At 38.4% G+C, this 13,681-nt stretch carries 8 protein-coding genes; 1 reads left to right on the top strand and 7 read right to left on the bottom strand.

Annotation, left to right across the window (positions count from 1 at the left end; translation table 11 throughout):
* Positions 1-213: hypothetical protein (locus tag BLR54_RS12915; RefSeq protein ID WP_330388210.1), on the bottom strand; the 213-nt coding region annotated here is incomplete at its 3' end.
* A 517-nt stretch (positions 214-730) separates the two neighbouring features.
* The gene (locus BLR54_RS12910) at positions 731-1,165 is read right to left on the bottom strand and encodes a cytidine deaminase (protein ID WP_090421736.1); all 435 of its coding nucleotides are present in this window, start codon (positions 1,163-1,165) and stop codon (positions 731-733) included.
* A gap of 421 nt (positions 1,166-1,586) precedes the next feature.
* Here BLR54_RS12910 and BLR54_RS12905 point away from each other — a divergent pair, with 421 nt between their 5' ends.
* Entirely contained in the window at positions 1,587-2,903 is a 1,317-nt protein-coding gene (locus tag BLR54_RS12905) for an HD-GYP domain-containing protein (protein ID WP_090421734.1), read from the top strand.
* Here BLR54_RS12905 and BLR54_RS12900 read toward each other — a convergent pair.
* The 5 genes from BLR54_RS12900 to BLR54_RS12880 all read right to left on the bottom strand — a co-directional run bounded on the left by BLR54_RS12900 (position 2,900) and on the right by BLR54_RS12880 (position 13,654).
* The gene (locus tag BLR54_RS12900; RefSeq protein WP_090421732.1) at positions 2,900-3,778 is read right to left on the bottom strand and encodes an aldose 1-epimerase family protein; all 879 of its coding nucleotides are present in this window, start codon (positions 3,776-3,778) and stop codon (positions 2,900-2,902) included. The two genes, BLR54_RS12905 and BLR54_RS12900, sit on opposite strands and share 4 nt — an antisense overlap.
* A gap of 17 nt (positions 3,779-3,795) precedes the next feature.
* Positions 3,796-6,156, bottom strand: coding sequence for an HD-GYP domain-containing protein (locus BLR54_RS12895; protein WP_090421730.1), 2,361 nt, complete (start codon positions 6,154-6,156; stop codon positions 3,796-3,798).
* A 15-nt stretch (positions 6,157-6,171) separates the two neighbouring features.
* Positions 6,172-10,383, bottom strand: coding sequence for a response regulator (locus tag BLR54_RS12890; RefSeq protein ID WP_143008449.1), 4,212 nt, complete (start codon positions 10,381-10,383; stop codon positions 6,172-6,174).
* A 46-nt stretch (positions 10,384-10,429) separates the two neighbouring features.
* Complete coding sequence (locus BLR54_RS12885; RefSeq protein WP_090421726.1) at positions 10,430-12,589, bottom strand: HD-GYP domain-containing protein; 2,160 nt, start codon at positions 12,587-12,589, stop codon at positions 10,430-10,432.
* A gap of 765 nt (positions 12,590-13,354) precedes the next feature.
* Complete coding sequence (locus tag BLR54_RS12880) at positions 13,355-13,654, bottom strand: helix-turn-helix domain-containing protein (protein ID WP_242871254.1); 300 nt, start codon at positions 13,652-13,654, stop codon at positions 13,355-13,357.
* Positions 13,655-13,681: the final 27 nt, after the last annotated feature.

The raw sequence follows: 13,681 nt of genomic DNA, 5'->3' as shown, positions 1-13,681 counted from the left end.
AATATCTGATATAGATTTAGAACGTAGATTAACCGATTTGCTGGATGAGGATACATCCTTTATAGGAATTCCTTGTGATTTCTTGTATTCTTGAGTGTATTTATCAAGAGAAGAATCGGAAACGCCATACTCAGCCATTGCCTCTTTATGCGAAAGCTCCTTGTTGTACAGTCGCTTTCCTATGGCTAATCTTTCTTCTGTTGTGTGTTTCATAAGACACCTCCGTAACACTTTTTATTCAAGGATGACTACTTCATACTTACGATGTTACTCGTAATTAATTGTAGTGTCTACAAAAGTACGTGTGTGTCTACTTTTACATTACCACTTCAAAGCTGACAGAATCTGAGCCAAAACGCTTGTTGACTACGGAAAAATTAGAATATACCTAAGGCTGTTCCGTAACGCAGGGTTATCTATCAAATTCTCCTACGGAAAATACAGTCCGTAGGCTATTTTTTCCGTAAAAATAGTGCCAACAAGTATAAATGAGCCCATAGCTAAAGATTCATATCCTAAAAAGATATTATATTTTTATATCTATAGACAACACCATATTCTTAAAGTCATACTCTAAGATCTATATTTGAACCTATATTATAAATAGATGCCCCTAGATAAAATAATCCCCCTAGATTGATATATTTGCTCCTTACTGGTTATCCAGTAAAAATTTATATATCATATCTAGGGGGATTTTCCTTATACTTTTGCTATCTGACCTTACAATTTATTCTTCCCAATGTTCTAATTCATCTTCCGGATATGCATCTGTCCAATGGAAGGGCTGAAGCTTGGCCAACTCTACAAACTTCAAGCTGTTATCCCTTGTTGTGACTGCCACTTGGACATCAGTGCCCCAATATCTTAATCGCTCTTGGCAAATGCCACATGGTGATAACACCTTATATTCTGAGTTCTCATCATCTCTAACAAGGCACATACAATGTGTAACCTTTTCATTGTATTTGTGTGCTTCAAGCATAGCTCCAGTTTCAATACATAAGCATGCTGATGAATTTGCTGTATCATTTGACACGCTAGTGTAATAGTGATTTGCTGATGTATGAACAACACCAGCTCCACCCCAGCCTTCAGGGTATCTTTTCTCTATTAATTCTACTGCCAAGCGATACATTTCTTGTTCTACAATTATGTTTTTCATACTAATCTCCTTAATTCAATAGTTATTTTTTAGTCACTAGTAAATTAAGGTAACAGCACTATTTAGCACCTCTTAGTTTCATTTGATTCATAAACTAAATTCCACCCTTTCCCATATCCAAGCCATTAAAAATCTAGTACACAGTATATTTATTTTGTGAAGTTTTTGCAACCATCACAGTTCATATACATTCATTTAATCTACCTAGTTGATTCACAGAATTTATTCTATGAATGTTTTTTGCAACCATCACAGTTCATATGCATTTATTCATTCTACTTAGTTAATCCACAAGGCTTATTCTGTGTTTTACCCCAAAATTCAAATAATCTTGATAGAATTATAATAATTTAGACATACTTTAATGTTACAACTATATATAACATTATTAGTATAATGCGATAATAAGGGTATTGTGAGTATGGAGCTATCTAGTTTTCTAATTGGATATTGGCCAAAATTCTTTTCAGCCTTTGCATTTGCAGTGCTGAATATAATTGTTGCGGCTAAATATGTGAAGAGTAAGCGGTATTTTGTTGAGCGCTTTGTTACAGGTTATCTGATTTCGCCTTCATTTATTTCTATCTGGGGCGAGCTTGGAATTATGTACCTGTACAATTTTCTCATAGATAATCATTACTTTGCTGATCCTCACAATCTAATATACATATTCATGAGCATATTAGCTGACGCTACTTTAGTGTTCCTAGGTGGAATGATGTTCAGCTACTGTACAGGCATGTGGAACTTCAAAGGTGCCGCTGTATATATGGAATTTGTCTGCATTGAAAGACTTACCCTAGTGGTGGCCACCAATTATTGGAGCTATGTAGCTCTTTACGTACTATTCTGTGCTACCCTGTTCTACACCTTTAGAAAGGAAAGCACCTACATAGTGGGCGGTCTTAATGTTAATTGGAAGCGCATTTTCTTCCACTTGGCAGGTCTATTCTATATTCTTGATTTACTTTATGCGGCCTACTATATTTTCCCTGATTTAGGAACAAACATTTTAGATGCAAAGAATCTTTTTTGGCTGGATATGGTTGCAATTATCAATGTTGCCTTTGTAGGCGGCTATATGAAGGTTCGTATAGACGAAGCCAAGGAGCATGAGGATAAGATAAAGTATTTCCAAAAGCTTCAACATAGCCAGGAAGATATTATAATTATGCTGGCAGACATTTCAGAGGCAAAGTCTGGAGAGACTGGTCAGCACGTTCGAAGAGTTGCTGAATACAGCAGACTTTTGGCTCAACACATGGGCCTTAGTTACTACGATAGTGAAACCATAAAGATTGCTGCAATGATGCATGACCTTGGCAAGCTGATGATTAGTCAGGATATTATTGAAAAGCCTGGAATGCTTACACCTGAAGAATACGAAACTATAAAAGAACATTCTAAATACGGATATGATATTCTTTCAAAATCTGACGGCGACATTATAAAGATGGCTAGAACAATTGCCTTAGAACATCACGAATATTGGAACGGCCAGGGCTATCCAAACGGCTTAAAAGGTGATGAGATTTCAATCTATGCACAGATTGTTTCTGTGGCTGATGTTTTTGATGCACTTACCAGCAAGCGAGCCTACAAGGAGGCTTGGTCAACTGAGGATGCAATTGAAGAAATAAAAAGACAGCGGGGCGAACAATTCTCGCCAGCCGCTGTTGATGCATTCATAGAATGTCTGGATGGTATTCTTGAAATTAAGAATATGTACTTGGATTAGTACACTACAATATCATAGCTTGTATTAAAGATTTCATTAGGGGCGAGGGTATTTCCATACTCTCGCTCTTCTAATTTCTGATTGAAGCCTACTCTGTCGCAACGACCAAACCATGGCTCGATGCATACGAATGGAGCATGCTTTCCTACTGGTGACCACACGCCGAAAAGTGGTGTTGGACAGGTAACTTTAAGCACATCCTTGCCTTTATCATCAATAAGTGTGACAGCGTCAGACTGCTGATCCTCAAAAATCAACGCATCCTGAGAGAAGAGCTCATCAGACATCTTCAAAATTCCATTATCAAGTGGATGATGCTCCTGCTTGGTAGAAAGACATCCGCTGCCATCTGCTGCAATAATATTTGCCTTTACACAGTCGTTTGGCTGCCCCTTCTTTTCAAATCTGAGAGTGTAGGTATCCAGGTCGCAATTGAAGGCTGGATGTCCGCCGATTGAAAAGTACATTGTCTTCGTATTTACGTTTTTAACTGTCCAAGAAACTGTTACCTTTGCTCCATCAAGCTTATAGCCTATGCCAAGCACAAACTTGAAAGGATATTTCTTAAGAGATTCCTCTGATTCTTTAAGCTCAAAATAAAGCTCATTATCTGACTGACTTACAAGGTCAAATTCCATATCACGGGCAAAGCCATGCTGGCCCATTTCATAGGTCTGACCCTCGTAAACAGACTTTTTCTCAAAGTAATTTCCTACAAGCGGGAAAAGCACTGGAGCTGTTCTTCCCCAGAAATTGCTGTCTGCCTGCCACATAAGCTCAGCACCGTCAGCCTTTCTAATAAGAGAGCGAATCTCTGCTCCGTGTTCTGCTACTGTAAGCTTAATTAAATCATTTTCAATGAAATGTGTTGTCATTTATTCAAGTCTCCTTATTATATGATTCTTATATCTGTAAGTGCCACCTGGTCGCCGCTAATGGAAACATATACATCCTTAGCGCCGTCTAGGATAGTGGTTACATTTTCTATGGCAATGCCAAGTGTCTCTGTGGTGATTGTAACCTTGTTTCCCTTTCTAGCAAAATATACTGCACATTCTAAGCCTGCCTTGTGCTGCTCCTTCCATACCTCCCAGCCAGGGAATGTATCCAGCTTTTTCATAGAAAACTTATTCTCAGTGATATTCTCATCACCAGAAACCTCGCCGTTAATCTTTATCATAGCATACTCGTGGTAGGATTCACTATTTATTTTTCCATCCTCCGAAGAATAAAGCACAATATAAGGGCAATGCCAAACCAGACTAGCAGATGGAAGACTCATGGTATGGAAGCGGATTTGTAACTTATCCTTAACCTCCACAGGAGCTGTTGAATCGGAACGATATCTGTCCACCTGAACATTCGGAACGTCTGAGACCATGCGGTCGATGTAGCTTTCCTTGTCCACAATCTTTTGGAGATCATCCTCCCCAATCATCTCAGCTTTTTGTTCAACCTTAATATTTGTAAGGATACAATTTTCGCCTGTCAATGAGATGTAGGCAGCTTTTGAACTATCTGGAAGAGCTATAATAGCTTCTATTTTCTTTCTAAGGCCTATTATCTCAAGCTTCACATGATCCTCGTATTTAGCGGCAGTAATCTGACATCCCTCATTACCAAGCTCACCTTCAGAAAGCGGCATTGACTCCACCTTCATATTTCTTGCATCCGTATTTACGAAGTGACCATCAAACCATATTTCACCGTATTCTATATAATGATAGGCTTCAACTGACTTAGGATCATCATGAATCAAGTCATCAAAGGAATCAAAAATTATTATGGCCGGCTGAGAAAATTCTTCTCTAACATTTCCGTTTTTAGCATAATCAAAGGAGATTTTTGTTATCTCTTGAAGCACTGGAATTCCCACTGATACGTTGTCTCTATAGAGACCAAATGTCATTTCTGAATCTACCTGGAGGATTTGCTTTTGATCATCATCTGCATTATCTATATCAATAATTCGAACGATGGCGGCAGCAACATCTGGGTCATACTTGATTCCAGCCTGTCGCACAAATTCCTCCCTAGCCAACTGTGAAGCCATTGGTGCTCTATAGCTTCTTCTGCGATTCATTGCATCATAATCATCTACAGCACCGACTATTCTGGCTATCTCTGGTATAGATTTTCCCGATAGCTTCACTGGGTAGCCACTGCCATCATATTTCTCATGACTATATAATGCAGCCTCCTTTAAAGCTGGATAGTATTCAATACTCTCTAGAATCTGACTACTAAGAATCGGTACCCTTTCAATCATTTTTCTTTCATCATCATCTAGCTTTCCCCTCTTTTCCAACACTGCATCTGGTATACTAACTAGTCCCACATTATGAAGAAGGGCAGCAAAATATATTTCTTCACACTCAGCTTCACTTTTCCCTAGCATCATGGCTACTCTTTTAGAAAGAGTTGCCACCCTAGTGGCGTGACCATTAGAGTATTCATCACGTGCTTCTACAGCATTCATAAATGAAGTTGTTGTCTGTTCAAATAGACTCTTCATTTTTAACTGCTCATTTTGTAGTGCCGTCATTTCGTGATTATGGGCATTTAACACAGTTTCATTAATATCCAGATACGTAAATACGTATAAAGATATGGATACTGCAACCATGGCCATATTAACTATAGATATACCATAAGTGAATATCTGAATAATACCTGTAACTATCGGCACAATCACATATAATAGCATTGAAATATATACGTATTTGTTAATTAATTTTCTGTACTGAACAACTACGGTAAGCTGAACAAGAGGACCAATTACAGGTATAAGATAGCTTATTAAAAATGCCGGCGCTCGGTGATAAGTATTTGTCTCATCAATATAGTAAATCAAATCAGTAAACTGAGTTATTATTACCAATAGCATCTCTACAACAATAGCAAAGCTAACAAAGTTCAATCTAAGTGGAACAGGCCTAACTTTTCCTATGCCACAAACAAGGTATATTACATAGAAATTAAACCCAAGGACTATCCATGCAGTCAGGAAAAACACGAAGAAGTTGCTGATTCTAACCATATAATAGCCCAATCTGCTTGTATCACCTGAATATATGTATGCCAACCTATCAAAGAACAACAGAAAGGTTGCTACAAACTCCATTAGAATAAGAATGTACTTTCTGGTGGGCTCCAAAAATCGTGTTATGAAAACCATGAGACCAAAGCAGAAGCATATTCCACTAAGAACTAGCATAATATCCAATTGATAGGTTCTTATGAAATCAAACATAGGTTATCCCCCACATTACTGGTTGTTTGCAAGCCATTCATCCATTGCATCCCAATCAAAACTCTTCAGCAATCTAGATAGCTCATTTATTCTATCAGCATCCTTGACAGGAAGCTTGTATTCCAAAAGCTGTCCAACTATCATTTCCACTGCGTCATAATCCATCTGAGGAATCACTTCCTTGAGAGCCTCATAGGCATCCTTTAATTCAGCCTCATCAATTGGTTCTTTATCTGAATCATCGGATTTAGCTCCCTTTATTCTCGCAAGTTTATCCTTGTACTTAAGATACTCTGTAAGCAAAGCATCATTATTAGCATCAATAAATTCAATATCCTCATTGTTTCCAGCCTCCTCCAAGCCTGCTGCAAGCTCTGATAGGGCCTTGGCTCCTATGATACGAGCCGAGCTCTTAAGGGCATGAACCTTGATGGTGTAAAGCCTAATGTTTTCATCCTTGTAAGAATTTGAAATCACCTGTGAATTGGTATCAATAGTGTCATAAAACAGCTCTAGGGCGAAGATAAAGCTTTCGATTCCTCCAGAATTCTTGATACCGTCCTCCACTGATATACCCTCTGTTTCATATAGCCAATTTAAGCTTTCAGGCATCTCTGTAAGCGCTTCAACAGCATCAGCCTTGGTAGGGATTTCTACCATAGATTCTGGAAGATGCTTTAGGATAGTCTTTTCCAAAACCTCAGAATCAACCGGCTTTGACAAATAGCCGTTGAAACCATTAGATATATAAAAATCCTCACCAGCAGTTGCATTGGCTGTAAGAGCATATACCGGCAACTCTTTATCAAACTTACGTATCTCCTGACAAGTCTCGATTCCATCCATGCCAGGCATCATATGATCAAGGAGCACAACATCAAAGTGATTTTCTCGAATCTTATCAAGGGCGTCCTCCCCGCTTGAAGATGTGGTAACAAACACTTTTGTGGCCTTGAGAAGACCTTTGATAACGCTAAGATTCATAGGTGTATCATCCACCACGAGAATATCTGCATCTGGCGCAATAAACTGTGGTACATAAGGGCCCTTGGCATTAGAATCATCATGCTCCATAAAGATACCAATAGGAGTAGCATCTATAATCCTCTGATCCATGGTCAGGATAAACTCCGAGCCTTTGCCATACACTGATTCACACCAAAGCTTTCCACCCATAAGCTCTGCAAAACGTCTTGAAATATCAAGGCCCAGACCAGTTCCCTGAATACCGCTGTTTCTCACCTCATCCAGACGCTCATAGGCAGCAAACAGCTTGTCCATATTTTCTTCCTTAACGCCAATACCAGTATCCTTTACAGAAAATCTGAGACTGCATATTTCGTTTTCTCTAGCATCCATAGAAACATTAAGGCTAAAGCCACCTTTTTCCGTGTACTTAAGCGCATTTGTGAGCAGATTAAGTACTATCTGCTTAATCTTTCCCATGTCACCATACAAACGCTTTGGCATAATCTCATCCACAACCACATCAAAGGTCAGCTCTTTTTCAATACTTCTAGTTCGAATCATTGACACAATCGAACGAAGCATCTCTTGAACATCGTATTCCTGCTCTACAAGATGCATCTTTCCTGATTCTATTTTTGAAATATCCAGCAAATCATTTATCAAACCAAGTAATGACTCGGTGGCGTTTCTGATATCCAGGCTATAATTCATCATAGCTAGGAAATAATCCTTAGGAACACCTGAGGCATCCTCTCGAAGCACCATTTCGTTCATACCCATAATGGTATTTATAGGAGTTCTGATTTCGTGGGACATGTTTGCAAGGAATCGGGACTTGGAGGTGTTGGCCTGCTCAGCCTCCTCCTTGGCCTGTCTGATTTCTTCATATTGCTTCCTAATGACAGTAGAGCGCATTACACGCCACACCACAAAGGCTGTAATCATAGCAATTAAAAGCAACACCAACACCTTTGTAAGCATGAGTTCTCCCACACGTGGGGACTTTTCAAGCTTAAAAGTTTCGTCCTGAAGGACTTCGTGAGTCATCTCATCAAGAACCTGCATATGGAGGATATACTCTCCAAAAGGTAGAGCCGTATATTCTAAGGCAGTCAACGAATTCTTCGGTAAGGTAATACCTTCATCAGTTCCACCCTCTAAGTACATTTTTATCATTGGATTTAGAATGGTATAATCCATAATTGCAGGCACAATTTGAATACGACCTTTAGATGGTGGAAGCTTATAAACTCCGTCTTTATCTGGAACTATCCTTTCGTCCTCGCAGTAGATTGCATTGATATTCATTCTGACATTTGAATGTTCTTTATAATAATTTTTAGTACTAACTCTTATAACACCCATTCTACCAGGTAAATAAAGATTGGAATCCGCATCAACTGTGCTAAATCCATTACCTGTAATAGCATATGGCAAACCATTTTCTACTGTATCAAGTCGATATTCAGAGATTGTGTCGTTGTATAAATCATCCGCTGAAAGGGAATACAATCCATAGGATGAAGACACCCATGCAGTATCATTGTTATCAAAATATATGTCATAGTTATTGTTAAAAGGAAAGCTACTGATAGGAGTTATTTTCCAATTTTTCATGTACTCAATAGAATTGGAAGTAACTATCCAATATATATCCCTGTCCTCATCCTTAAATATTCGCATAACAACATCACTGGTCAGACCATCATCACGACCAATTCTTTTGGCCCTGTTATCCTTAATGGCATAAATTCCATCTCCATCTGAACCAGCCAGTATTGTACCGTCATCCATTTCAACAACAGTAAGCATAACCCTATTGTTGACCTCATCAGACAATATAAGGTTGTGAACCACCTGCTCATCCTTGATTATTGCGATTCCACCATTTGTTCCAACCAAAACACTTCCATCACTGGTAAAGGAAATGCATCTTATTTGATTGTCTGGCAGACCATTTTCTGTAGTTAAACTAAAAATACTTCCATCCTTTTTGTAGCATACAAGACCATGGGCATCACTATAGGTTGCAATCCACAGATTTCCTCTATCATCTTCTTTAATGCATCTTATTCGGACATTTCTCAGATAATCTATTAGAGGATGTTCTGTGATTTCACCTTCCATTCCAACCACCTGTAACCCCTCATCTGTACCTACATACAAATAACCATTACAATCACAAACGGCGTTAACAACGGCCTTTTGCATGCCAACATTTTCTGTAACATCCATGTAGTTATTGGTTATGATTTTCATAACCCCCTGGGTAGAGGATGCCAACCAGATATTTCCCTGATAATCTGACGTAGTCATTTCGATACCGCCGCTAACAGGAATATTTTCAATTAGCTTAAAAGTATTATTCTCTTCAATATAACCAAACTTATTTGTTGAAGTAACCCACACCCTACCACAGTCGTAGCTTAGCCAGTGGACAGAGTCTATCTGATCAAGTTTAACTGCTTCTAGCTTCAATTTATTGGCTCCAAATTTGCCATAATAAACTATCCCCTGATTAGTTCCCATGTATACATATCCAGGATTATTAGGATCTGCAAGGATTGTAGTGATATTTTTTATTCCAAGATTATTGCTGTGATGTATTTCTGAAATCTTACAATCTGTTATTTTAAAGACGATTCCGTTGGAGGTTTGACCATAAATAGTTCCCTCTGAATCAGCATCTAAGCGAAGAACTCGCTCTTCATCTACACGTAAATCCTTTATCTGATGGAAATTCAGTTCTTTATCCACATAGCATATTCCAGAAGTTGTTCCTATAAACACATTTCCAGCTTTATCCTCCGAAAAGACTCGTATAGAGGATGATGGCAACCCATCCAAATAAGTAAACTGCTTTCGCTCTGCTCCATTCAGCACAACAACACCATTATCATTTGTTCCAACCCAGATGAGACCTTTGCTGTCCTCGTAAATATATCTTGCACTGGTAAGTCCCTGTTCTGTGCTTAGGCGTTCAAAATTTGTGCCATCATATTTAATAACACCACTATAGCCTCCTATCCAAACATGACCATCCTTGGCTCCTAGAATAGTCATCGCATCAGATGTAGGAAGACCGCTTGATGCATCATAAATCTCTGAAGTAAAACCCACTTCAGGAATCTGTTCAGAGACAGCATAGCCTCCGCCAAAAGTATCATATTCAACTATATCATCCTCTGCATGTACACTAGCTGGGAAAAGCACCCATGTCATAAAGCAGAGCGTACAGATTAGTTTTATCTTTCTCACAGCAAAACTCCTTTACTTGAAAAAAATAATTACTCCTAATAAGACTTTAGTTTTTGTTATACTTCCTATAAATAACCTTTATTTCAGGAAGAGAGTCTAGAAAAGCTTCAACACATTTTGGATCAAACTCTGTACCAGCGCCTTCTTCTACTAGGCTAACCGCTTCATCAAAAGAATATTGCTTTGAATCATTTTTTCCCGATGTCCATATATCAAATTGATTGGCAACTGCCATTATTCTTGCAGATAAAGGAATAACTTCTCCATGAAGCCCTTCAGGATAGCCATTACCATCCCACCGCTCGTGATGGTAAGCCGCCATATTTCTGGCTTCCTTCAGATAATTTTCGCCTGCTACCGTTGAAATCGCATTCTCCAAAATTTTCATTCCTGAGGTTGTATGTGATTTGATGATTTCATACTCTTCCTCTGTATACTCTCCCATCTTATTCAATACATTATCCGGTACGTTAATCTTTCCAATATCATGAAGTGGTGCACTTCTTGAAAGGTCTGAGATAAATTTCTGATTGATTTTTCCTGCGTAATACCCTTTCTTCTGTAACGCCTCTACAATTATTTTCACGTAAGCTGCTGTTTTTTGAATATGGGCCCCACTGTTAACATCTCGTTTTTCCACCAGGTCTGCCATAGTGATAATCAAACCATCCTGCATCCTGGCTGTACTTTCTGAGAAATGCCTAATGCTTCTCATCTGTTCTGCCTGATTTAATGTCAAATCACAAATTGCATAATATAGTCGCTCCACCTCGTCATCTGTGTGTATATCTAACTTCCTTAAAGCTCTAATAGCTTCATCTAATTTCTTCTGATCATCTCCAGCTTGAATAAAATCCTCTACCCCCACTGCAATACTATTAATTGGGTAAACCATGTAGGCGTTGGTAGTCCACATGCTAAATGCTAAAATAACAGTCATAACGCCAAACATAATAAGCAGAATTCTCCACATAAAATCCATAAGATAATCAGCTATATAATTGATGGATGCATCAGCTCCAACCCAACAAACGCAATTTCCATTTGAATCAAATACTGGAGAATATGCGGCTATCATCCACTGCCATTGAGTCTTTATCTCCACAGGAGGAATTTCATTTCCTGCCAATAAATCCTCCAAATATGGTTTGAATTCCTCTTCTAATGGCATGGTATAGCCCACCGGATATCTCACCACATCTTTTTCCGTTTCATAATCCTCATAAACACTTGAATCCGGAACGTCAAAAATGAATGTAGTATTCTCCTTGTCAATCTTTACAACATATAAGTATTGAAGGCCAGCAGCATTATTTCTGATGGTCTGTAGCCCCAGAGAAGTTTCTTTATAACCTGGATAATCCTCCCCTTCCCTTAGATAGTCATTAATATGATCTCCATTTATCATTGTGGCAGCAAACTTTGCTACATTAACAGCTGTGTCTCTCTTTTCGGCAATATCATTTTTAAAGAACATTTGCATACCAACAATGCTCATTAATAATATAAGACCAATAGAAACCCCAAACTGAACAAGGGTTAATCTAACGCGCATAGAAAACCTTACGCCTTTACTCCAGTTTCGAAGTTTTTTTATCTGATCTTCAGTGAGACTTTTTTGCCTCCACTTTCCATCATTAATAATTTGTTTATACTTTTCAGGGACAAAATAATTGATATTTAGAGCTAAACCTACTGTAATTCCCTTATCAAGAATATGAAGTATTGTGTTAACAAGAATAAAAGACAGCACAAAAGGAATTCCCGTTGCAGATGAAATGCCTTTGGATGTGCTCATAATGAAAGGACTTTCCGGACCGGAAAAGACTTGTAGCTGAGTCAGTGCACCCAATATACCACTTATAAGAGCACTACCTAATATTAGGAAAGAAACAGTTTTAAAGCTTCTGGTAACTCTATTTTTTACATACCAATAGGCAAAAATAGCCGTCAAAGTATTGATAAAACCAAAATAAATGGCCACTTCATTGAATGCCGTACATAAAACATTTGTAAGCATCGCAACAGCTACACCTGGAAAAGGACCTGCCAAAATAGAGACAGCAATAGTACCGATAGTATCTAAAAATATAGGTAAATCCAATAAATAAACAAAATACGACAGTAAAACATTTATTGTAATCCCAACTATAATGATTAACTGCCTAATTGCTATATCCTTGTTTACAACCTGTTTTCCTTTCACTGTTCATCCTCCTGCAAAGCTAGAGTTGTACCAAAATATAGTATACCATCAAGGATTTTCCACAATGTGATATAACTGTGACTTAGTTGTGACTGATTATTGCTATTCACAGGCTATAAAGTATTATTAAGCTGAGAACCCTCCTACTATGTGGGTATAGGGGAATTAGAGCAAAATAATAGATTCTCTTAATGCTGCTAATGTAGCTTTAAGTGAGTGTACTTTCATTGGTTTTGCACTTTGAAGCTACTGTGTGTATAGCTCAGACACTTGTAAGTTTACTTAATGCTCCCCCTCAGGGTATATAACTATCAGTTGCTTCCATACTCCGTTTGCTAAGTAAAATTAAAAAAGCAGGTTTTGTATGTATAGTCACCGTGGCACATTCAACATCGTGTCTCAAGTGACCACTGCAGCCGCCATCCTAGCGGCTGCTGCCTATACATTCAAAACCTGCTTTTTATTTTACTAAGCGCACTCCAAATTCCAGCAACTGATAGTTATATACCCTGAGGGGAAGCCTTACTAAAAATAGTGTGTGTCTGAGCAATACAAACAGTAGCTTCAAAGCGCAAAGAATTGAAAGAACACTCACAATAAAAAAAGCTACATGCCGCATTTAGAGAATCATTATTTTGTGATTGAAGCTATACCCACATAGTAGGAGGGTTCTCAGTTAGAATTATTGATAAAGCCTGTGAATAGTAATATAGTTTGAATGGCATAAAAAAACTCACTGGCTGCTTCGCCAGTGAGTATTGATAGCTATTTCTTGTTTTTAAGATTCTTTACGTAGCCTGTGAGCTCATCCTTTGTTTTTTTGTTGAGCTTTTCCATCTTCTTCACCACCTCATATTCAGCGGTGCCTTCGCTGGCAATGATAAAGTCCACTTCGCCAGCCCCCTTAGATGGAATAGTGTCCTGCAAAAGTTCGAATGGTGAAACATCCAAAACATCGCAGATGGTCATAATTTTTTCAGCAGATGGATTTGTTTTCTTTCTCTTCCAATCGCTGATTGTACTTTGCGCAATGCCTGTGCCAGAGGAGAACTCCAACTGTGTCATCCCCTTAGCCTCCATAATTTTAAATAC

This window comes from Pseudobutyrivibrio sp. YE44 (assembly GCF_900104335.1).
In the GTDB taxonomy this organism is placed as follows: domain Bacteria; phylum Bacillota; class Clostridia; order Lachnospirales; family Lachnospiraceae; genus Pseudobutyrivibrio.
This window is presented reverse-complemented; position numbering and strand designations above follow the sequence as displayed.